At 42.1% G+C, this 21,032-nt stretch carries 20 protein-coding genes, 1 tRNA gene and 1 pseudogene; 6 read left to right on the forward strand and 16 right to left on the reverse strand.

The features are described from left to right. Positions 1 to 77: 77 nt before the first annotated feature. Positions 78 to 257: a hypothetical protein gene (locus tag BN93_RS17615; protein ID WP_019188133.1), complete on the reverse strand. Its 180-nt coding sequence runs from the start codon at positions 255 to 257 to the stop codon at positions 78 to 80. A 10-nt stretch (positions 258 to 267) separates the two neighbouring features. Between BN93_RS17615 and BN93_RS17620 the strand changes: the two genes are divergently transcribed. Next, positions 268 to 420, forward strand: a complete 153-nt coding sequence (locus BN93_RS17620) for a hypothetical protein (protein WP_019188134.1) — start codon at positions 268 to 270, stop codon at positions 418 to 420. Positions 421 to 479: 59 nt separating this feature from the next. On the opposite strand, the gene BN93_RS09695 is transcribed toward BN93_RS17620, so the two are convergent. The 11 genes and pseudogenes from BN93_RS09695 to metG all read right to left on the reverse strand — a co-directional run bounded on the left by BN93_RS09695 (position 480) and on the right by metG (position 10,480). Then, positions 480 to 1,127 (reverse strand): hypothetical protein, encoded by a 648-nt coding sequence (locus BN93_RS09695; RefSeq protein ID WP_019188135.1) that lies wholly within the window; start codon positions 1,125 to 1,127, stop codon positions 480 to 482. Positions 1,128 to 1,129: 2 nt separating this feature from the next. Next, positions 1,130 to 2,050, reverse strand: a complete 921-nt coding sequence (locus BN93_RS09700; protein ID WP_019188136.1) for a relaxase/mobilization nuclease domain-containing protein — start codon at positions 2,048 to 2,050, stop codon at positions 1,130 to 1,132. Next, a complete protein-coding gene (locus tag BN93_RS09705) occupies positions 2,047 to 2,400 on the reverse strand; it encodes a plasmid mobilization protein (RefSeq protein ID WP_019188137.1) in 354 nt (117 codons plus the stop codon). Before BN93_RS09705 ends, BN93_RS09700 begins: the two co-directional genes overlap by 4 nt. A 144-nt stretch (positions 2,401 to 2,544) precedes the next feature. Next, entirely contained in the window at positions 2,545 to 3,474 is a 930-nt protein-coding gene (locus tag BN93_RS09710; RefSeq protein WP_019188138.1) for a toprim domain-containing protein, read from the reverse strand. A gap of 75 nt (positions 3,475 to 3,549) precedes the next feature. Further along, entirely contained in the window at positions 3,550 to 3,714 is a 165-nt protein-coding gene (locus BN93_RS18625; RefSeq protein ID WP_019188139.1) for a hypothetical protein, read from the reverse strand. Positions 3,715 to 3,730: 16 nt separating this feature from the next. Next, positions 3,731 to 4,921: a primase-helicase family protein gene (locus tag BN93_RS09715; RefSeq protein ID WP_019188140.1), complete on the reverse strand. Its 1,191-nt coding sequence runs from the start codon at positions 4,919 to 4,921 to the stop codon at positions 3,731 to 3,733. Between the two features lie 3 nt (positions 4,922 to 4,924). Further along, complete coding sequence (locus BN93_RS09720; RefSeq protein WP_004354446.1) at positions 4,925 to 5,218, reverse strand: helix-turn-helix domain-containing protein; 294 nt, start codon at positions 5,216 to 5,218, stop codon at positions 4,925 to 4,927. Positions 5,219 to 5,342: 124 nt separating this feature from the next. Beyond that, positions 5,343 to 6,262 (reverse strand): annotated as a pseudogene (locus BN93_RS09725) (hypothetical protein). A gap of 237 nt (positions 6,263 to 6,499) precedes the next feature. Then, positions 6,500 to 6,581, reverse strand: a tRNA-Leu gene (locus tag BN93_RS09730). A 429-nt stretch (positions 6,582 to 7,010) separates the two neighbouring features. Further along, on the reverse strand, positions 7,011 to 8,096 hold the full coding sequence (locus BN93_RS09735) for a mannose-1-phosphate guanylyltransferase (protein ID WP_009231123.1): 1,086 nt from the start codon (positions 8,094 to 8,096) through the stop codon (positions 7,011 to 7,013). Positions 8,097 to 8,434: 338 nt separating this feature from the next. Beyond that, positions 8,435 to 10,480 carry a methionine--tRNA ligase gene (metG, locus tag BN93_RS09740; RefSeq protein ID WP_019188142.1) on the reverse strand — a complete coding sequence of 682 codons (2,046 nt, stop codon included), beginning with the start codon at positions 10,478 to 10,480 and terminating at the stop codon, positions 8,435 to 8,437. Positions 10,481 to 11,003: 523 nt separating this feature from the next. Between metG and BN93_RS09745 the strand changes: the two genes are divergently transcribed. Continuing rightward, a complete protein-coding gene (locus BN93_RS09745; protein ID WP_232211157.1) occupies positions 11,004 to 11,312 on the forward strand; it encodes a hypothetical protein in 309 nt (102 codons plus the stop codon). A gap of 179 nt (positions 11,313 to 11,491) precedes the next feature. Here the strand turns inward: BN93_RS09745 and BN93_RS09750 are convergent, their stop codons facing one another. The 3 genes from BN93_RS09750 to tnpC all read right to left on the reverse strand — a co-directional run bounded on the left by BN93_RS09750 (position 11,492) and on the right by tnpC (position 14,707). Beyond that, positions 11,492 to 12,109, reverse strand: a complete 618-nt coding sequence (locus BN93_RS09750) for a hypothetical protein (RefSeq protein ID WP_044260364.1) — start codon at positions 12,107 to 12,109, stop codon at positions 11,492 to 11,494. Between the two features lie 254 nt (positions 12,110 to 12,363). Further along, complete coding sequence (locus BN93_RS09755; protein WP_019188146.1) at positions 12,364 to 13,185, reverse strand: hypothetical protein; 822 nt, start codon at positions 13,183 to 13,185, stop codon at positions 12,364 to 12,366. Positions 13,186 to 13,294: 109 nt separating this feature from the next. Continuing rightward, the gene (gene tnpC, locus BN93_RS09760; RefSeq protein ID WP_019188147.1) at positions 13,295 to 14,707 is read right to left on the reverse strand and encodes an IS66 family transposase; all 1,413 of its coding nucleotides are present in this window, start codon (positions 14,705 to 14,707) and stop codon (positions 13,295 to 13,297) included. 556 nt (positions 14,708 to 15,263) lie between these two features. On the opposite strand from tnpC, the gene BN93_RS09765 reads away from it, so the two are divergent. From BN93_RS09765 to BN93_RS09780, 4 genes are all read left to right on the forward strand, one after another. Next, positions 15,264 to 15,494, forward strand: coding sequence for a helix-turn-helix transcriptional regulator (locus BN93_RS09765; protein ID WP_019188148.1), 231 nt, complete (start codon positions 15,264 to 15,266; stop codon positions 15,492 to 15,494). A gap of 610 nt (positions 15,495 to 16,104) precedes the next feature. Beyond that, a complete protein-coding gene (locus BN93_RS09770; RefSeq protein ID WP_019188149.1) occupies positions 16,105 to 17,385 on the forward strand; it encodes a hypothetical protein in 1,281 nt (426 codons plus the stop codon). Next, complete coding sequence (locus BN93_RS09775) at positions 17,360 to 18,232, forward strand: DNA adenine methylase (protein ID WP_044260367.1); 873 nt, start codon at positions 17,360 to 17,362, stop codon at positions 18,230 to 18,232. The genes BN93_RS09770 and BN93_RS09775 overlap by 26 nt, the downstream gene beginning before the upstream one ends. A gap of 3 nt (positions 18,233 to 18,235) precedes the next feature. Continuing rightward, complete coding sequence (locus BN93_RS09780) at positions 18,236 to 19,798, forward strand: AAA family ATPase (RefSeq protein WP_019188151.1); 1,563 nt, start codon at positions 18,236 to 18,238, stop codon at positions 19,796 to 19,798. 427 nt (positions 19,799 to 20,225) lie between these two features. Here BN93_RS09780 and BN93_RS17625 read toward each other — a convergent pair whose 3' ends face one another. Then, positions 20,226 to 20,375: a hypothetical protein gene (locus tag BN93_RS17625; protein ID WP_019188152.1), complete on the reverse strand. Its 150-nt coding sequence runs from the start codon at positions 20,373 to 20,375 to the stop codon at positions 20,226 to 20,228. Between the last annotated feature and the right edge of the window lie 657 nt (positions 20,376 to 21,032).

A 21,032-nucleotide genomic window follows, 5' to 3' on the forward strand; every position in this document is an offset into this window, starting at 1 on the left:
AATAATAATATACAGAGAACTGTAAGCTAAAGGTACACCACATTTATCTTTCCATCTTGATGATTTTATTTTGAAAATTACAATACCGAAGGTTGCATCTCAAGCAGAAAGCCAACAACTGCAAATTCTTCAAAAAGAACTGTAAATGCAACTGTAATTGCCAAAAATGCAACTGTAAATAGTGAGAACCTTATTAAGAGGCTAATTGAAAAAGCAACTGTAAGAGGAAAAAAACTTACAGCCAATCGTATTTCCATTTTGCGATTAATGGCTGAAAATCCTTATATTACAAAGGAAGAAATGGCTGCTATTACAAGTCTGAATGCAAGCACGATTATGCGTAACATTAAATTTATGCGTGATAAATACCTCCGCAGAGTTGGCTCGGATAAAAATGGATTTTGGGAAATCATAGACTAAGATGCTGCAAAACAAGCCCAACCAAGAACTTTGTTTGGTTGGACTTGTTTTGTATAGGGCTATTTCAATTTCTTCTGCATCAAACTATCCGCCTTTTGCTTCAATTCCATGTCGTAATCATCTGCTTTTTCCTTGATTAGTTTGATAATCTTTTCATTGCGATGAATGTCAAACACATCGTTGAGCCACAGGATTTCCTTTGGGCTACATCCTCTCCATACTCTGATGATACGGAATTTCAAGGTATCGTCCTTGTATTGCCGTTTACTTTGCCATAAGAAGTAATTGCCGACCAAAGAAACAAAACAAAGGACAGATACTGCTACCATATAAGTAAAGACTTTCGATGACTTGAGGTCAAAACTGTGCCTGTGAATATATTCCTGCGGTATTGGATGCTCTTTCGTCTCCTGCCACTCGTGCAACATGGTCAAGACGCTTGCCACCAATTTGTCCATGGATTTAGCCTCCTCGTCTTTGATGCGCACTTGCACACCAATATACTTGTTAATCACTTCTTTTGTCCGCTGCTCATACTGATTGAGCAATTCCTGTTCTCGTTGTTCGTCACTTTGTACGGTTGTGGAAGGGACATGGAAAGAAACAGGACTGTTTCCTTTCTCTTTCAGCTCCTTTAGTTCCCTGTAAATTGTCTCCAGCTTGTTTTTTATTTCCTCAAAGAGGACGAATGTATTATTATCTGCCATAGTTATAAATGTATTTTACGTTTTTTCTTTTTCTTCTTTTTATCGAGTGTGTTGTAAATCTCCGCAGGGACAGTACCATGAGTTTGAAACAAATCCAATCCTCCTTCTATGAGGTTGTTGGTAATTTCGCTCGTAACACTTGCAACATTGGATATAAGGTTTATCATTCCTTGTGTCTGCTGTTCTTGTTCCCTGTTTTTCTGTTGCAGGACAGAGTCTATCTTGGAATAACTGAAACTCCTATCCACTTTAGAGCCATTGAAATGATAACCGTTCTTTTCAAAGATGATGCCCTGCACCTCCTGTGAGTTGCTTTTGTACTTGAAGCGGACATCAATATCTTGTTTTTTCAAATGAGTAAGAAGGTCTTTCCATTCCCTGCACCGAGTAATTTCAGTTTTCAACGTCTGATAGATTTCATACTTGGTCTTATCAGGTTCTTTCAAGCGATGTTCCTTGACTTTCTCCTTGCCATCGGCAAAGTATAAACCATATTTGGTGGTCAGTTCCTTGCAAATCTTCTCACTTCTGAATCTGTCATTACGGTCAGAGATAGTCTTGCCGTTATTATCTATTCGGTTGAAAGCTATATGCACATGAGGGTGCTCTTTGTCAAAGTGGCGCCCAATGATGTATTGCGTATCTTTTATCCCCATCTTCTCCATATACTCACGAGCGATCTGCACCATCCATTCATTGCTGAGTTTGGAAGAATCCTGTGCGGAGAAACTTAGGGAGATATGTCCGACAACCTTACTTACCCTTGGATTCAATTCCGTTTGGGCAATAAAACTTTGGACAATATGGCTGATGCCGTCTGTTCTCACTCCGGAACTGTCTATAAGTTCCGTTCCTTTCTTCGGGTCAAGGATGTAATTGATGACACCCTTGAAGCCTGAACCTTTTATTATCTTGGCTATCATCTTCGTATCAGATTTAATATTTCATCTATCTTGCCAATGATGGTTTTATGGAAAGGGACAACGGCATGAACCCCTTCCGCATTGGCACGATGTACCAACTGGTTGAGATTATTTGCCATTCCACACAGCTTGCGGATGAAGTCTGCTTGCTCTACGGTCAGTCGTTCAATGACATTTCCTTTATCAAGAACTTTTCTTACAAACTCACTCATGGTTACTCCTGCGCTTTTGGCTTTGCCTTTGAGCGTATAGTAATCCTGCGTATTCAGTTTCACCGTGATACGGTATTTCTTCTTTTCGGCTACGCCCTTAGTTGGACGACCACCTTTTTTATATTCTATTTTTGCCATACTTGTTTCTTTAATTTGATTTGATGGAGAACAGCGGGATAATCCTCTGCAACGACTGTCAGGAGGTGGAGCAAGTGGTTTTGGTATGCCCAAAACATAAACTTGCTCCCCGAAAAACAGCTTATACAGAACATATTCCTATAATCATAACTTAATCCCTTTGGATTTCTTGATTTCTGCTATCTCTGAATGCCTGAATTCAGCACACAGATACTCGTTTAAGTCCTTGAAACCATTGTATAAAATTGAAGCATCCGCAACAGAATTTCTTAATTCCATTGATAATTGCAGGTAGGCATTTCTTCCTGCATCGTCATTGTCCAAGAAACATTGAATGCTGTCATAGCGTGATAATCTCTCTATCGCCTTATGAATATTCGTTACAGAATTGAGTACCATACAATCCTGTTGCCGTAGTTCTGTATCCTGCGGATTTTCTTTCCTTTTCAGCGTCATGAATGACAGGAAGTCCATGAAACCCTCGAAAAGAAAACATGCTTTCTTTGGCTCATCGGCATAGAAATGGCTGATGTCTTTCGGTGCAATACAGCCTTTGAAGAATGGATTACGTAATTCATAGCCACCTGCTATATTGGGGAAGCCTATACCGAAATAGTGTTTGCCATTGGAGTCGTAATGCAGTTCTTTACATACAGAGGTTACAACCTCTATGTCAATACATCTGTCATTGAGATACCTTATCAATGCAGGATGTGCCAAAGGATGTACCTGCAAATTCTCAAAATAGTTTGTTCGCTGTCCTGCCTTAATATCTGCAAATGAAGCAGAAGATATTGGCATACAATGTGGAGTATCACTCGCTATCTTACGAATGAGATACGACACATCTGAGGATTTGTAGAGTTGCTCTGCCAAATCTATGATGTTTCCACCCTTGCCAATACCGAAGTCGTACCATTGGTTACGCTCGGTGTTTACCTTGAATGAAGCATGGCTCTCCTGACGAAAGGGAGAAAGATACCACAGCTTGTTGCCTTGTTGCTTAGTGGGAGTATATCCCAGACTTGCAAGAAAATCCTGCAACTTTATCGTTTTAATTTCTTGTATGTTCATATTACAACGAAGTTGGATGGTTTGAAAAATTGATGATTTGATGAAAATGCACATAATCCTTTCATAACAAATAAATTACTTGCTCATCATGGTTTCATCACCGGACTTACCAAAAGAAAAATATGTATTTCTCTTTTGGCCAGTATCGTCTTTTCCTTTCATCATTCTTTCATACTGATGAGTGGAAAGATGAATCAAATAGGCATTGCCAATCAATCTGTTATATATACTTTTCATCATTTCATCAAAATAATGATTAAATGTTTGTGAGCTGTTCTTTGGTTAGGGTATAGTACCTGCCTGTCCGCTTGATGGGTGAATAATTTCGCAAACTGTTGTAATCCATCTGATAAGTCAGATATGTCAGCGTGTTGGATGCAGGAGTGAGTTTCCAAATATCTTGCACAATCCTGCGGACTTGACTTTTGTCAGCCTTGCATCCTGTGTTGTTCAGCAAGCACACCATATCATTGATACAGAATGAAAGTTCGGTAACAGCCATCTGCTCCATTATCTCCAAACAGAGTTCGGACATTTCCAACTCAATCTTATTGCGGTTGCTGCGGATAATGCGCTGCAAGGCTGGCGTAAAGGTCAGCTGGGGTGCAAACCACATACGGCTTTCCTTGTGGGTGGATAATGTTCGGTGCTGCAGAAAATAGAGAAAGGCTGGAATTTCGGCTTTCAGCTTTTGCAGAAAGTCGGTGTCATCGCTTTTAAGACGCTCTATCTTCCTTACCCAATATCGGGTTTCTCCCACGTCAATGATGACGGGGAGTAACTCGTTATTGGAACACAGCACGAACTTGGCAAAGAAGGAGATCTCATCTCGGTCTTTGCCTTTTGCTTCCACTTTATAGGAAAGTGTTGTACTGAGATTTTTCAACCGTTCACTATCCTCCCTGCGGTTGAGCAAAACTTCATCTACCACAATAAGCAATTTGCCAGTCCAATCAACATTGAATTGGCTGCGAAAATCCTCGTTGGTGTTGAAAGTTACATTGTTCTGAAAAACGGCTTTGAGAAAATTAAGGAACGTGCTCTTGCCTGTATTGCGTTCTTCTGACACCATCAGGAGGATGGGGAGCTTCTGCACAGGCTGGAGATAGAGCAACTGCAAGTAGTCCATACCCAACTCGTATTGTTCCTCGAAGATGTGCCTTATCAGGGATTCAACGTGCGGGAAATCTCCTTCTTTTGGTTGGTGTCCTATCGGCTCGTAGAGATTGAGGAACTTATCAACCACAGGCTGATAATCCACATGATTAGGGACTGTGCAGAAACCATCGTACTTCGGGACAGTGGCAATGAAATCCTTTCCATAGTCCTGCCGTAGTGTTTCATTGTTCCACACTATACGCTTCTTGACAAAACCGCCATTGATGCGTGGTTGGTTCACTATCTTGTATAAAGTCGTGCCAACACGGATAAATTCTTCCTGTGCCATAAGCTATTTCTGCATTAAGGGTTTGTTGCCCATGATATACCTCTGAGCCTCTTGATTTATCTGTGCAGTGGTCTTAATAGGATTCTGCCGTAGCCACGCTTCAAGTTCTGCCTTCTCAAAATAAAGCATTTTACCTTGTGGCTTGTAATGAGGTATCAGATTTCCCGATGTGAGTTTGTAGAGATAACTCTTTGAGAGGTTTAAGAACCTGCTGGCTTCTTCAAAACTCAGCACGTTCTTATTCATGAATACCATTTGTTCGAGTTCTTCAACTCGAGTTTCTAATGTCTTGTTCATATTGAAAACATTTTAAATTAAACAATATGAAGGTGCACCTTCGTTAATTATTTGTTAACGAGGGCAAAATTAGAAACGATAAAAGTAAATGACGTTGAGCAATGTTTGAGGTATCAACCTATGCTCAACCTTTTTTCAGTTGTTTGATGTAGTTATCAATGGTTTCCCATCCTTTCGGTTGCTTCATATTGATTTGGTCTGTTGCGGTGGAAAGGTCGGTGCGTGTCAGTGGCGTATCTTTTGTTTTCCCCAAGACAAGTTCATTACGAGCAATCGCAGATTGCCATTCATCAGTAATGAACCCTCGAAGATTAAGACTTTGCATGATATATGCCAGCTGGCGGTTATTGTTTGATTTCAGAACACCTTTTACTTACAAGCAAAGAAATCTTTAAGTATCTTGGTGGAGATACAAGTAGTGAATAATTGAATTTCGTTGATGCAAGCGGTAAGAATCTCAATTTGCTCGTCTGTAAAATCAGATTGAAATGGATTTGTTCCTTTACCAACGATGACAGATTTCTTTTTCTGCTCACATGGTTCATCGTTTACCAAGACAGAAGAGCGAGACCGATCAGTTTGTACCTCTGTCAATTCAATTCGTTCTATTTCTGCCATGAGATATTTTGCGTATCGTTCATATAGAATTGCATCAACAAGATACGAGAACATCGGCAGGACATCATTATATAAGGTGTGTGTCTCAATGTATTTCGCATATTCAAACGAAGATACAGAGAATGAGGCATATTTCTGTTTTTGTTCTTTGGTCAGTGATTCAAAGAAGGAGCTTTCCCACAAAAAGTCATCATCGTTGTAATATTCCTCTACACATGCAAGAGCAGGATGATTCAGATAAATGGAAGATAGTTTATCGGTTATTCGGATATATTCTTTTTGCAAAATCTCTTTGAACTGTATATTGTTGATGCAACCTTTCTTCCTCAGAATATTTCCAATGAGCACATTGTAGGTCTGAGTAATGCAATAGCTTAATATTCGTTGAATACTGTCAAGCTGTATCTTTAGATTGTCATTTCCCATTTTGCAATTTTCTATGATGGGTACTGTTTACAAAGATAAGGTATTCATTGGAGAAAAAGCCAAGAAAGGGAAACAAACAGAATAAAAGGGAAGAGTTGTCGTTAATTAAATATAAATCTAAGTGGCGATAAACTATAAAAGTACACCTTTTCAATAGTTTTGTTAGAAAGTACACTTTTAGTACATGTTGAAAAAGAAAAATCCCTTGTAAATCAAAGACTTACAAGGGATTTATAGTACCCAGACCCGGGGTCGAACCGGGATGGATTGCTCCACTGGTGTTTGAGACCAGCGCGTCTACCGATTCCGCCATCTGGGCTTAGCGTGTGCAAAGGTACGTATATTTTTTGAATGAGCAAAGGAATTGGCGAAAAACTTGCGGCGTTTACTTTTGTTTGCTTGTTTGTGATAGCGAGAGAATAGGGTGATTGCCGGGGATATGATGAGGCAGGCACTGTTTCTAAGAGGTATATATGCAAGTGATGTTGCAGCTGGCGGCGCAGATATATTACAGCAAATGCAGTCTCAAGGAAACCTTTACGCATGTGTTGCGATAGCTGGCGGCGCAGATGTGGTGCGGTAAACCCCATCTCAAATGCCCTTTATACATGTGGGGCTGTGGCCTATATCGCAGATATGGTGGGCAAAGAGAATCTTAAAAGACATTGTTTCAAAGAAACCTTTTACGCACGTGCTGCGAAAGCAGGCAGCCCAGATATAAAGAGGTTGGCGCATCCCCAAGATGCCGTTACACAAAACCTTCGCCCTTTTTCAGCATCACTTCGTTAACGTATTTGCGTACCTTGGCCGATGAATCCTCCTTCTTACAGATAAGCAAAACATTATCTTTCTCCACCACGATAAAGCCTTCTAGCCCGTTTATTACGCCCAGTTTACCTTTGGGCAGCTTAATGATATTGTTGCTGCTATCCTCCAAAATCACGTCGCTATCAATCACCACATTGTCGTTTTCGCCCTTTTGCATCGTCTCGTACATGCCGTGCCACGTGCCGAGGTCGGCCCATCCAAAGTGGCATTGCATCACAAACACATCGTTAGACGACTCCAAAATGCCGTGCTCGATAGAGAGATTGGGGTATAGTGGGAAGTTTTCGCGTATGAAAAGCGCCTCTTCGTGGGGATTAAACTTAGGGTTGTCTGCGTCGAATTTCCTAAGAACAGGGGGCAACAGCTCGCAGAAACGGTTGCGGGCAAACTGCACATTCAGTAGGAAAAGTCCCGTATTCCAATAAAACTCGCCGCTTTGCATGAACATGCGAGCAAACTCGCGGTCGGGTTTTTCGGTGAACGACTGCACTTCGAACACATCGTTTTCCACCTCTTTGCCCATTTGTATGTAGCCGTATCCGGGTTCGGGACGCGTTGGTTTCACGCCCAACGTAAGCATGCCGTCTTTTTTCGACACGAAGTCTAGCCCGCGAATGATGTCGCGTTGGAAGGCCTCTTCGCCCTGAATGGCTTGGTCGGAGGGCGTAACCACGAGGCACGCCTCAGGACATTGGCGCAGAATGCGGTGCGAAGCCCATGCCACGCTTGGGGCTGTACTTCGGTAAATGGGTTCTGCAAGAATGTTCTCGGGAGGAAGTTCGGGCAGCTGATTACGCACGATGTCTGCGTAAGTCTCGTTTGTGCTCACCAATATGTGCGACGGGTCTATCAGTTGTGCGAACCTATCGAAGGTTTGTTGCAGCTGACTCCTGCCCACTCCGAAGAAGTCGACGAATTGTTTAGGAAAAGACAAACGGCTGTAAGGCCACAGGCGAAGTCCTCGACCGCCTGCCAATATCAGGCAATAGTTGTTGTTAGTGTTCATTCTATCAGATGTGTTGGTTCTGCAGGCGAAAGGTATGAAAAAACTTCAAGTCCGCCAAACAATCAAAGGTTATTTATTCTCAATTAACAAGTAGTTTATGTTCTACACAGGCAAAGCGACAGCTACCCCACAACTGCCCCCAACAACTGGCCTCACCCCCAACCCCTCTCCAAGGGGAGAGGGGAGTAGTATGCCTTGCTATTGCTGTGGGTGTAACGTCGATAAACAGACATTTCTGCTTCGTTAGTTTTACCGCCGCAATACATATCACTCCCCTCTCCCCTTGGAGAGGGGTTGGGGGTGAGGCCGGTAGTTGGTCAGCTGTGGGGTGAGGTTGGTTATCCCACTTGACTTCCTGCCTTCACTTCTTTCATCAGCGACAGCAGGCTCAGCCCGCCGTCGTAGTTCTCGGCAGAGAGAATCATGCCTTGACTTTCGATGCCCATCAGTTGTCGGGGAGCCAAGTTGGCGATGAACACTACATCGCGACCCACCAATTCTTCGGGTTCGTAGAACTTAGCGATACCGCTAACGATGGTGCGCGGCGTGCCGCTGCCGTCGTCGAGCGTGAATTTAAGCAGCTTGTTAGCCTTCTTCACCTTCTCGCAGGCAAGTATGCGGCCCACTCTGAGGTCTAATTTTTCAAAGTCGGCGAAGTCCACCGTGGGCTTAATCTCCTTGGCCTTATATGTTTCGGCCTCGTTAGCCTTTTTGGTATCGGCCAGCTTTTTCAGTTGCGCCTCGATGGCATCGTCCTCTATTTTCTCGAACAGCAGTTCGGGTTCGGCCAGCTGATGCCCAGGCTTTAATATCTCAGTGTTGCCGAGTGCATTCCAGTCTACCCCCTCCATATTAAGCATACTGCGCAACTTAGCACTGCTAAAAGGCAAGAAAGGTTCGAAGGCGATGGCCAAGTTGGCCACCAATTGCAGCGAGATATAAAGGATGGTTTCAACCCTTTTGGGGTCGGTCTTCCACACTTTCCACGGCTCGCACTCGGTGATATACCTGTTGCCGATGCGTGCCAGCATCATGGCCTCTTTCTGTGCATCGCGGAATTTATACGTATCGAGCAAGCCTTCCACCTTCTCCTTCACGTCTTTAAACTCGTCTAAGGCCTGTTTATCCACCTCGTTCAGTTCGCCACAGGCAGGAACACGACCGCCGAAATACTTCTTTGTAAGCTGCAAAGCCCTGTTGACGAAGTTGCCATACACGGCCACAAGTTCGTTGTTGTTACGTTCTTGGAAGTCTTTCCACGTAAAGTTGTTGTCTTTTGTTTCGGGAGCGTTGGCCGTAAGCACGTATCTCAGCACGTCTTGCTTGCCAGGGAAATCCTCCAAGTACTCGTGCAGCCACACCGCCCAGTTCTTCGAAGTGGATATCTTTTCGTCTTCCAGATTGAGAAACTCGTTCGCAGGAACGTTTTCGGGCAGGATATAGCCGCCGTGTGCTTTAAGCATCACGGGGAACACGATGCAGTGGAACACGATGTTGTCTTTGCCGATGAAGTGCACCAAACGCGTTTCGGGGTCTTTCCACCACTTCTCCCACGTGTCGGGCAAAAGCTCTTTGGTGTTCGATATGTAACCGATGGGCGCATCAAACCACACGTAGAGCACTTTGCCCTCTGCCCCTTCGATGGGAACGGGAATGCCCCAATCCAAGTCGCGCGTCATGGCTCGTGGTTGCAAGTCTAAGTCCAACCAACTTTTGCACTGTCCATACACATTGGGGCGCCATTCCTTATGCCCTTCCAAAATCCATTCTTTCAGCCAGTCTTGGTACTGGTCTAGCGGCAGATACCAGTTTTTGGTTTTCTTCAACACAGGTTGCGAACCGCTGATGGTAGAGCGTGGGTGCAGCAGTTCGGTAGGCGAAAGGTCGCGTCCGCACTTCTCGCATTGGTCGCCATACGCCCCCTCGTTATGGCAGTGGGGGCATTCGCCCATGATATAGCGGTCGGCCAGAAACTGATGTGCCTCCTCGTCATAATACTGTTCGGTTTCTTTTTCCAGCAGTTTGCCGTCTTCGTATAGTTTCTTAAAGAAGTCGCTTGCCAACTGATGGTGTGTGGGCGAGGTCGTTCTGCTGTAGATGTCGAACGAAATGCCGAAGTCTTCAAAACTCTTTTTTATCATGGCGTGGAACCTGTCCACCACGTCTTGCGGACTAACGCCCTCTTTTCTTGCCCTGATAGTGATGGGCACGCCGTGTTCGTCGCTACCTCCGATAAACACCACGTCCTCCTTTTTCAGTCGCATGTATCGCGCGTAGATGTCGGCAGGCACGTAAACGCCGGCCAAGTGTCCGATATGCACGCCGCCGTTAGCGTAAGGCAAGGCAGCTGTGATGGTGGTTCGTTTGTATTGTTTCTGTTCCATTGTACTATATATAATCATGTGTATTTGCCCGTTTCCTCCCTCCGTATTTGTGTTGCATCGGGTTAAGGCACTGCAAAAGTACAAAAAAAATGCGGCATGTATTTGTTTTGGGGTGCGAAACTTAGGTTTATACCATTACGACAGACTTCTTCATCAGTTTGATTGTAACACGTTACGCTGGGGTTTCGCAAAGGCGAGTCGCTCTTTTATCGGGCCAAATGCCCGACTGCTTTTTTGCTTAACCCACATTAACCACGGGCGAGATTGTGCCCCACTTGCGGCAACAGCACCGTAGTTACAGCCCCGCCAAAGGCGTCTTCTTCTCCACAGGGATGGTGCAATGGCTTGCAAGCCGTTTGTAGTTGGAAAACCTGAATACAGAAATTATAAACACCAAACATCTTTTATCATACGCAAGCGGTGTCTTGTAGCCAAATAGTTGTACATTTGCAGGTGCGTTATGTGTAGCAGAAGTCGCTGATGTAGGTTGAAAAAAGAATGTTCAAAAACGAGGATGGAGCGTATGAAAAAGATACTGTTAAAGGTTTTGTCCGTAATAAGCCCGCTGCTTATTCTTGCACTCTTAGGTGTGATGCAAGGGGCCTGGTTCGATGCAGAGAAATATGTAGGGATGGAAGATGCAGAACTTCATCATCCCACGGCCATTCAATACACATTGTATTATCTGGTCAGTGCCGTCTTATTTGCACTTTCTTGGTTGTTGTTGAATCATCAATACAAGAAAAGTTCGGCTTTTTCTGGCCGAGTGCTTTACGGTTTCCTTTTGGCCTTAGACATCGCCATCATCTTGATATGCGCCACTGCTCTTTAAATCCCAGTCGGTTCGTTACACCGCTTGTCAACTATTTTAAGCCGTTTCCTTCGTTTCCTGCTCATCTTTCGTTTGCTTGACGGCATCTTAACTTTTCTCTTTCTCATCTTTTCGTCGGCATCGGTATAAATGCCATATAGCTCCCTACCGCCCAACTTGTCTGTGCGTTGCCTACCATTCTATTGGATGAAACGGTTTCTGTTAGAGAAAAACTCAGTTAGTTTCTCACCGTTCTTTTTCTGCCGATGCCACCGGCGATAGTCTGCAATGAACAGTGCTATTGTTAAGTAAAACAGGATTCCAACCGCTGTCCCTAAGGTATCAAGACAAGGACGCGTGAACGAAACGACAACAGGACTAGCTATTGTTTCGCCATTAATAATTAGTCCTTCCGTGTAAACAATCCTATCGTCATTAAACGCATTGTCTTCGTCTTGGTCTTGCTTTTGAGAAAGATAAAAGGTTATGGTGTCTCCGAAATGAATGTGGCGCCTGTCTACCTTAAATGTCGGTGGAAACAAAAGAAAAATCCTTGAAAGCGTTTCGTAGTATTGCGAATAAGCGTGCAAACTGTCGTCCTCCAATACAAAGGTTGTTTTCCAACCAGACCCTGTGTTAGTGGTGTGTACCCAATTTACCACACCAGACTTAGTGGGAAGATTGCGGTTTACCGACGTAAAGGCAGTATGATAATATGCCAACATACTCGGAATAAGCATTACGAGTACGATAATTCGGAAGGGTATGCCGCAGCACGTGAATGAAGAGCCAACTTTAAATTTATGCTTTAATTTCATAGATTTCCATTTTGTTTGTGGTTCTGCTTTAATGATTATAAGTCTGCCTTATTTATTTTGAAGGCCGTTTCATCAGTTGCGTTTATGTTGCGCACGCTAAATTGACAATAGATAAACCTTGCCTGTCTGTTTTTGTGGTTTCTCTGGATGGGGCGTCCAGCCCTTTTTGTTGTTTCTTCCTGCATCTCATTCTTTTCTACTACCATTGGTGCAAACCGCATAAAAATCTACTGGTACCCATGCCTTTATTATTTCTAAGCTAGTTCTATCTTACAAACCACGTCTGCCGAAACAGGCGAAACAGACTCGGACATGTCCCACTCTATCGAGACAGGCCAGCCATGCGAGGCATCTCTAGTAACGGTACACATGAACTGCACCCGATATTTTCCCATTTGTTTCTTCAAGAAAGGAAACAAACTAAGAAACTTAGCCTCCATCTTGTGGGCATTAGATTCGGCAGTTTTGTTCTTAAAAACCTGTAAGGTCGTCGGGGCGTAAGGGGCATGTACCATCTCATCGCGAATGATATTCAAGTCGATGCCCATTGTGGGAATCAGGATGGATGTTGTTCTCCATCCCCAGCATTCTCTATTGCCTGTTGCCTTCTCAAACGAAAACAGCCCCATCCCCAAGGCCTTATACAGCGTGGCTTTGTTCAGTTGTTTTGCAAAGTGTGCCGCTCCCATGCCATATACCTCGTCGCCATCGTGCATAATCTTCGCCATCCCGTTCGAGTTTGGGTTAATGCGGCTCTTTATGTCCTGCCATTTGTTGTACAACTCGTCATATTTCAGCACGCTTTTTATGCGCCCATAGCGGTCTATGGCCAGTGTCAAGTGCGCTTGTATGTCGTTCACTTGGTCCATCAGTTGCAAGTATTCTTCCGGCATGTCCGTCAAACCATAATTGTTTTCTCGCCTGGTTATGTGCACATCCATGATGTTGCGACCTTCGGAAATGTGCAGAAAGTCGATGGTGACGTTCATATCCGACGAGCATTCAATCAGCCGCCTGTCTTCAGCGATGTATTTTGTTTCTATGTTAACATGATATTCCCTTACCTTCTTGTCCATTACGATATCAAGAGCCCCTCGCACATCTTTCAATTCGCTAGGCTCATTTGATTTAGATTTCTCCATAATAACTATTCAGCAATCTCGCATACTTTCCTTTTTTAGTCCCTTATAATGAAAGGATGGTACTAATGGCTTGCAGTTGCGATTGTTTATTTTTCCACGCAGTATCGGCAATAGAGTGTATGGCAAAGAAGGCGTCTGCTCCTTTGTCTGCCCTGAATGTCCCTGATATCTTCTGTTTTATTTTGAGTTTTCGGATTCCCCTTTCACTTGCATTGTTGTCGGGAGGTATCATGGGATTTTCTAAGAAGTTGAAGATGTAGTCCCTACATTTTACAAGTCCTTTCCTCTGCCTTTCAAATTTGTCATTCAAGTGGAGCAAATTTGCCTTGAGCAAATCGTCAAGCCTGTCGGTCCAAGATTCCTTTTCAACGGTCTCTTCCGGTTGCACGTTCCTTTGGTGGATGGCGGAACGAAGCAGGTTGGCCACATCCTTTGACCAACGTTGACTTTCATCCAGTTCCGTCAGGTACTCAAGCTCCCTTAAAAGGTGGGCAAGGCACACTTGGTGGTTGAGAAAGTCGAGCACGAAATAAACACTGTGCCTGTCCGTTACGGCAATCATCCGTTGCAACGCGTCTCCAAATCTCTCTTCAAGAACCTTTGAGGAACGGCCGGTGGCGCGGAAACAGAGCGTTATGTACGCCGTCTGTGCTATCCAGGCCCAATCCTGCCGTTTGTTGTTGTAGCAGCCCGACTCGTCAAAACCGACAACTGGCGATTGCTTAAGCAGATTTTCAAGCAACAGGATGGCCGGCCGCGACTTCCTCAGCGTCTCTTGCACGAAGTTCGCTATCGTACCCTGGCTCATGTGGACGGAGAACACCTCGTCCATCAGGGAGGCCAACCTTTCGAAGGGGACACACTGCACCACGTTGAGGTAAGTTACGATCGCCTTGATGTTCCTGCCAAAAGTTATTTGGCTGCCGCGGCGGCGAGGGGCGTAGCCCTTGTTGCAGCATCCGCATGTGCATGTTTTCTTGTAATGTCGGTATTCCGTTGTTATGGGAGCGACGGCAGGCAAATCCACCACTTGGCTCACATAGTCCAATTCGCCTTCGACGCACGACAGGTCCCGCCCGCAGTTGCGGCAGTATTCACTCATGCGCTCCTCTATGGCATCGGGATGTTCGACCATCTCCTTGCCGCGTGCCTCGTGCCCCGGCTGACCGCCAGGCTTAAGGCCGCTTGGGGTACGCAGTGATTTGGTGCGACGCACCACCTCGTCTTTCATGCTTTCCTTAGAAGGGGGAGTGCTGCTGTTGTTCGAGTTCTTGTCAGGGCTTTCATATTTGGAAAGGCGTTTCCGTAAGATGCGGTTCTCGTTGGTCAACCTGTTTATGTTACGGTTGAGGCTGGCTATCTCCGTGTGCTGGGCGTCAATGGCCTCTTGCATAGACTGCACCTGAGATGTCAAGCTTTTAAGCATTGCCGATATGTCCGTAACTGTCTCTTTCATAAGTGTAAAGGTACAAAAAACATTTGGATTACGCAAATAAAAGCGCAGCTAAATCATAGTTGTTGAATAAAAAGGAGGATGTGCCACAATATAGGACGAAAGCTAGGGAAAATAGACCAACCAAGGAGGGCGTGGAGTGGAGTGACGTTATTGTTGAATAGTTGCGTACATGCGATGATTTAAACTTAATGGGTTTACTGTCACTAAATTGTTGAAAAACAACGGCATGTGCAACTTTTATCTGTATTTATTGATTCGATTTTATTCTGGCAACGGGTTGGAATTGGACTAAAGAAGAAATCCGCAAGGCTGAAAATTGCAGCAAACTGACAGCTTTCTAGCCATTATTTCCGCTAGAAAAGAGCGATGAGCAAGGCATGTTTTGTAAATTTTCAAGACTGCCAATTGATGAATCTGTGAGTTAACAAGTTTGTGAGTTCATAAGTTCATCAGCTCATAAGCAATACAAAAAAGAGTGATAAAGTGCAACTTTCTTCGGAGTGTTACATAGTAAGTGAATCTTTTTCATTATTTTTGCGCCATTAAACTCAAAGAGATGGAAGATATAAATCGCCTTAAGGTTCTCCTCGTAGAGAAGAAACGAACTAGTAAATGGTTGGCAGAACAGCTAGGCGTGAATCCAACCACAGTGTCAAAGTGGTGTACAAACTCTTCTCAACCCGATCTTAGTAACTTGCTGAGAATTGCAGATCTCTTAGATGTTGATATAAGGGAACGATTTGTGAGAGAATATAAACGACATTTGCTGTCGCAGGAAACAAAGTAAACATCTTGGCATGTTAAATTCATATTTACTTAGCAATTTAAAGCGGTTGATAAGGGGTGTATTAAATTCATTTTCTTATAATACGGAGAAAGAGCATGCCGTATTGAAGTACACACAGAGAAAATACTTCCTGCGGTGGATAAGTTGAAATCGAAGGAGAGAAATAGTTTGTTTAAATTGAAATAATAGGTGCAAAGCGTGACGTTGTCTAAAAAAATATGTTTATCTTTGCACATATCATCAATTAATGAAATAATAGATGACAAAGTAAGATTGCCCAAACAGGATTTAGAGTAGTATTGAATGAGCAGCGAGGTATCAATCGTTGGCGTGTAGAACAGTTGGGAGTAACAGAAATGACCGCCTTTCGATGGGAAACTAACAAGATAGAACCATCCATAGTGTAAACTATTGAATTACTCGTATGTTCCAGGCTGTTGTTAAGAATCTCTTGAAATAGATGCTGACGAAAAGGGACTAACTGTAGTGCTGTTCTTCAAGTAATGATGTTGCAAGTTTAGATATGTAAATCATTCAATGAATAAAGACTAAAGGCAACAAATTATGTAGCACAAATAATTTGAACTCTTTTAATACTTAAGAATTGTTGATGAGTCAGAAAATAGAACATATAAACATAAAAGATTTGGTCTTGTGGACGGAGAATCCGCGTGATCCAATAGACCCTACTGCAAAAGACCAAGATGTTGTTAGTAGAGCGATAAATGACCCTCATGTAAAATGGGAATTGGGTAAACTTGCAAAGGATATGGGGGATTATTACGATTATAGCGAATTGCCGATTGTGGTATATAAAGCTAAAAAGCCTATAGTGTATGATGGTAACCGGAGGGTTATTTTGGCTAAAATAAAATTAGGATATGTAAAAGGTGAAGGGCTAAGCGTCATATTGCCAAACGTTCCGGAAATGTTGCCATGTAATGTATGTTCTGAAGATATTGCTTTAAAAAGCATATATCGTAAGCATGTTCAACTAAGAAATACTTGGCAGCCATTAGAGCGAGATCTATTTGCCTCAAAGTATCTTGGCGAAGATAAAAGTGCATTCCTTCGTTTCGATGAGTCTACAGGAGGCTTTATAACAAGCCACCCTGAACTTAATCAAGGTTTTGTACGCAAAGAAATATTCACTGAAAATATTCTTCTAAGAATGGGGTTTGAATTTGAAGGGGACAAACTCAAGACTCGGCATTCGGATGAAGAAGTCTTGACAATATTGGATGATATTTATTGTAAAGTAAAAGGTAAGCAGATTACCACACGAATTAATCGTGGTAATCCTTTATTGGTATTGGATCAGCGCTCAAAAGACATTATTGAGTGTAACAAACAGAAACCTCTTCATTCCTTTAATCCACCAGCGAAAAATGATGAGGTCGCAAAAATTGTGGTTTCTGCAGTACCATTACACAGAAAAACCCCAATAACAAAAAAGACAAAGCAGGTCTTCTTTGGTGATAAACTTATCTTGAAATCTGGTGATGTCAATAATCTGTATAGTGATATATTGTCTCTTTATAATTATGTTGATAGCAATACAAAAGCTTTCTCTCCTAAGATACACGCAGTATTTAGAATGAGTTTACGTCTGTTATGTGAAACTGCCGCTGCAGATTGTGGATATACTGGAAAAAAATCTATAGACGAGTACATAGAAAAGTTCTATCCTCTTGCAAAGAAAGAATTAAGTAAAGATGTAAAGACCTTCTTGCATGAACAGAATATTTTGCAAGAGACTCTCCCTCAACTATTTCATACTGGTGCGCATAATTATCAATCCTCAATCTCCTCAGAAAAAGCAATGGGCGTCTCAATTATATTAGGTGCAATGTTAAAGGAATCACATGGAAGGCAAAAGACGTATATATAGGTCACCACTTCGCTATCCAGGTGGTAAAGGATGTATTTTCAAGTTTATGACCCTTTTCCTTGAGGAGAATGGCTTGGTTGGAACGGACTATGCTGAACCCTATGCTGGTGGGGCAGGTCTTGCCTTAAGATTGATGATGGATGAATATGTTGGAGACATTTACATAAACGACTTAGATCCTTCTATCTATGCTTTCTGGGACGCTGTACTTAATATGGCCGATTATCTATGCGAGTGGATAGAACAGGTTCCCATAACGGTAGAACAATGGAACATTTATAGGCGGATACAAGCTAACTATAAAACTGCTGACATATTAGAATTGGCAAAATCGACATTCTTTTTGAATCGTACGAATGTATCAGGGGTCATTTCAGGGGGCATTATTGGGGGGATTAATCAAAGAGGGAAATATAAAATAGATGCTCGTTTTAACAAAATCGAGTTGATAAATCGTATCCGTGATATACAACGCTTTTCCCATAGGATTCATCTTTCTAATCTTGATGGAATTGATTTTGTGAGACAATTAGAAAGAATGAAAAAAGATATTTTTGTCTATTTGGATCCACCATATTACAAAAAAGGTTCAGATTTGTATATGAATGCTTTTTGTGATAATGACCATAAGAAATTAGCGGATTATGTGAAAACAATGCGCAAGAAGTGGATAATATCTTATGACAATCAAAAGTTCATAATGCAACTCTACGAGAAAAACAGGAAAGTGTTGTACCAACTATCACAATGTGCTTCAAATAGAGTGGGCGATGAAATATTGATCTTTGATGACATACTTAACTATGACGAATCAATATCACAATTAAATAACGCATTACGTGTATAAAAGATGAAGATAGAGAAGGTAAGTATATGTAAATTCAGAGGTTTTAAGGAACAACAGTTTGAGCTCGGCAGTCAACTGACGGCTATTGCAGGCCAGAATGGAACACAGAAGTCAACCCTTTTAGGTATAATAACACAGACATTTTCCATTCCAAAAGAAAACCCAATGTATGGAGAAAAACCATTGTGTGGTGGTAGTTACCGATCTGCTTTTAGTGAAAAATTCCGTCTTTCTCCCATATTCGATAAGCCCAAAGAGCATGAGTGGTCATTGTTCTTTGACGATGGTGAGCGGTTCGATATTGAAAGTATAGTGCGTAAAGGAGAACCTAATGTGCGTTTTTGGCGAAAAGGAAGTAGAGACAAAGGGGATGGATATAAACAATTCCCTACAATATTTCTTAGTTTGAAACGATTGGTACCGCTTGCAGAAGAGAATACTGTTAAAACAGATGATACATTGTTGACTCCTGCTGAAGTAGCAAAATTTAAGGAGCTACATAATAGAATTTTGATTTCTAATACAGAAATTACATCAACGACAGGAATTTCTTCTACCAATAAACAGTCAATGGGTGTAAGTACTGCATTGTATGATTGGAACCAAAATTCAATCGGGCAAGATAATCTTGCAAAAATTTTATTGGCTTTATTTTCTTTTAGAAGGCTTAAAGACAAATTTCCATCCGATTATAAAGGTGGAATACTTGCTATTGATGAACTTGATGCAACAATGTACCCTGCATCTCAGGTAGAGTTGCTAAAAGTATTAAGGAGATATGCATCAGACTTGAATCTGCAGATAATCTTCACAACACATTCTATTTCTTTGTTGAAAGCTGTGGATGATTTGTGCAAAGAAGTGAAATTGCACTCAGAAACTTCCAACCAGATAAGAATGATTTACTTGAAACGCTCTGATGATAATGTTCTGATAAAAAGTGATGTAGATTTTAATGGCATTGTTTTAGATCTGAATGTAGCAGTTATTACACCTAAGAAAAACAAAAATAAAATCACGGTATATGTAGAAGATAAAGAAACAGAATTGTTTGTTAAAGCTATTCTCAAAACAAAAGCTAATTGCTTAAAATTCATAGATGTCACAATGCCATGTAGTATACTTGTTGAAATGGTTACTAAAGGTGTTCCCGCATTTAGCTATCCATTTTCAATTGTTTTTTTGGACGGAGATGTTAGAAAACAGAAAACCGATACAAAGAAAATTGCCAATGCAAAAAATGTACTATTACTTCCAGGCAATGAGTCTCCCGAAAGATTGTTAGCTAAATTTCTATTTAACATCTCTGATTCTGATACTTTATGGGAAAGTGTATCAAAAGGATATACCAAACAAGTTTGTTTCCGAGAAATAAAGTATAAGCAGATTACCGCATCTGGTGAGCAAGGTCGGCAAAATGCGAAGAAATGGTTAAATTCCCAATTACAATATTGGGGAAGAGGTGGTGTAAAAGTACTTAATCCTTTCTTTTCAAGCATTCAACAAGATGTTGATACCTTTAAAACAGAATATGATAAGATGATAACTCATTATATTCATGATTAGATGGAACCAATGTAAAAGTAGAAAATTGTTTTTGAAAAGTGCATACGGTTGATGAAATCGTCTTGACTTTCAATATTTCTATAAATTGAGCGTAGGTTGTTGCTTTGTGATGCCTGCACAACATGGACACTCCTCTCATATACGAAGTGTGGGACAAATCAACTCACTGGCTTATAAACTAACGAAAAGCCAACAACTCCCAAAGACATCAACGCATAACCATACCATTTCACCAGCTCATCAACACACAATTCCGTAAATACACAAGCCCATCAACACCCAATCCCGTCAGCTCACAATCCCATAACCTCGCAATCTCACCAACTCAAAAACTTAAATTGTTATTTTATATTTTACAAAGTTGCTCTAATTTTCGCTCTGTTCTAGCGAAAAAATAGGTTGTAAAGTAGGCAAAAAGCCATTATTCCTAGTCTTTCATACCTGCTGGTTTGTCGCTTTTTAAGAAGAAGACCTGCATTTTGCACCATTTTGCCTTTCTATTTTGGTTGTCAGCCCACAATTTTTCAAGCCAAAATACCTGCTTTTTGCCCCCAAAACACCCCTTTTTGATGCCCATTTCGCCCTTTTTACCCCTGTTTTTAATGGCTCGGAGGGCTTTTGTTTATGCTATTTCAGCGGATATCTATGCACATCGACCTGCATTTAGCAGCAAATTGCACTGCATTTTGCACCATTTTACCTTGCGTTTAGCACCAAAACGCACCGCGTTTAGCACCAAAACGCAGTGTATTTAGCACCAAAACGCAGTGCATTTAGCACCAAAACACAGTGTATTTAGCATCAAATGGCCCAAAATCGGGTGAAAATGGCGGCTCCTTAAAATAAATATTCATTTTGCCTGCATGTACAACTGCCCCCATTTTGCATCAAAACAAACCTCCGCGAGAATCGATTTTTTGCGACCCGGCTAACGATTGGCGAGCAAAAACGGCACTCATAATGTTAAAAAACGCACTGAAAAATTTACAAAACACAAGTTGACGAGTTAATAGATTAACGAGTTGGCGAACATATAAGTTGACGAATTGACGAACATACAAGTAGACAAGTAGACGAGTTTACAGGTTTACAAATAGGCAAGTTGGCGAGTGGAACGAGTAGGCAAGCTAACGAGTTGACAAACGCACGAATTGACCAATCAGCCAGTTATAGTAAACCCGGATTGGATTTGGAAAGCCATAGGCACGCCGTAAGCAAAGCAAGGCATCCCTTT

This window comes from Prevotella conceptionensis 9403948 (genome assembly GCF_000312305.1).
Taxonomy (GTDB): Bacteria; Bacteroidota; Bacteroidia; order Bacteroidales; family Bacteroidaceae; genus Prevotella; species Prevotella conceptionensis.

Bases quoted from the DNA above. Each gene is read 5' to 3' on its own strand.
- BN93_RS17615 (WP_019188133.1), bottom strand. From the start codon at position 257: ATGGAAATACGATTGGCTGTAAGTTTTTTTCCTCTTACAGTTGCTTTT.
- BN93_RS17620 (WP_019188134.1), top strand. From the start codon at position 268: ATGGCTGAAAATCCTTATATTACAAAGGAAGAAATGGCTGCTATTACA.
- BN93_RS09695 (WP_019188135.1), bottom strand. From the start codon at position 1,127: ATGGCAGATAATAATACATTCGTCCTCTTTGAGGAAATAAAAAACAAG.
- BN93_RS09700 (WP_019188136.1), bottom strand. From the start codon at position 2,050: ATGATAGCCAAGATAATAAAAGGTTCAGGCTTCAAGGGTGTCATCAAT.
- BN93_RS09705 (WP_019188137.1), bottom strand. From the start codon at position 2,400: ATGGCAAAAATAGAATATAAAAAAGGTGGTCGTCCAACTAAGGGCGTA.
- BN93_RS09710 (WP_019188138.1), bottom strand. From the start codon at position 3,474: ATGAACATACAAGAAATTAAAACGATAAAGTTGCAGGATTTTCTTGCA.
- BN93_RS18625 (WP_019188139.1), bottom strand. From the start codon at position 3,714: ATGATGAAAAGTATATATAACAGATTGATTGGCAATGCCTATTTGATT.
- BN93_RS09715 (WP_019188140.1), bottom strand. From the start codon at position 4,921: ATGGCACAGGAAGAATTTATCCGTGTTGGCACGACTTTATACAAGATA.
- BN93_RS09720 (WP_004354446.1), bottom strand. From the start codon at position 5,218: ATGAACAAGACATTAGAAACTCGAGTTGAAGAACTCGAACAAATGGTA.
- BN93_RS09735 (WP_009231123.1), bottom strand. From the start codon at position 8,096: ATGAACACTAACAACAACTATTGCCTGATATTGGCAGGCGGTCGAGGA.
- metG (WP_019188142.1), bottom strand. From the start codon at position 10,480: ATGGAACAGAAACAATACAAACGAACCACCATCACAGCTGCCTTGCCT.
- BN93_RS09745 (WP_232211157.1), top strand. From the start codon at position 11,004: ATGAAAAAGATACTGTTAAAGGTTTTGTCCGTAATAAGCCCGCTGCTT.
- BN93_RS09750 (WP_044260364.1), bottom strand. From the start codon at position 12,109: ATGAAATTAAAGCATAAATTTAAAGTTGGCTCTTCATTCACGTGCTGC.
- BN93_RS09755 (WP_019188146.1), bottom strand. From the start codon at position 13,185: ATGGACAAGAAGGTAAGGGAATATCATGTTAACATAGAAACAAAATAC.
- tnpC (WP_019188147.1), bottom strand. From the start codon at position 14,707: ATGAAAGAGACAGTTACGGACATATCGGCAATGCTTAAAAGCTTGACA.
- BN93_RS09765 (WP_019188148.1), top strand. From the start codon at position 15,264: ATGGAAGATATAAATCGCCTTAAGGTTCTCCTCGTAGAGAAGAAACGA.
- BN93_RS09770 (WP_019188149.1), top strand. From the start codon at position 16,105: ATGAGTCAGAAAATAGAACATATAAACATAAAAGATTTGGTCTTGTGG.
- BN93_RS09775 (WP_044260367.1), top strand. From the start codon at position 17,360: ATGGAAGGCAAAAGACGTATATATAGGTCACCACTTCGCTATCCAGGT.
- BN93_RS09780 (WP_019188151.1), top strand. From the start codon at position 18,236: ATGAAGATAGAGAAGGTAAGTATATGTAAATTCAGAGGTTTTAAGGAA.
- BN93_RS17625 (WP_019188152.1), bottom strand. From the start codon at position 20,375: ATGGGCATCAAAAAGGGGTGTTTTGGGGGCAAAAAGCAGGTATTTTGG.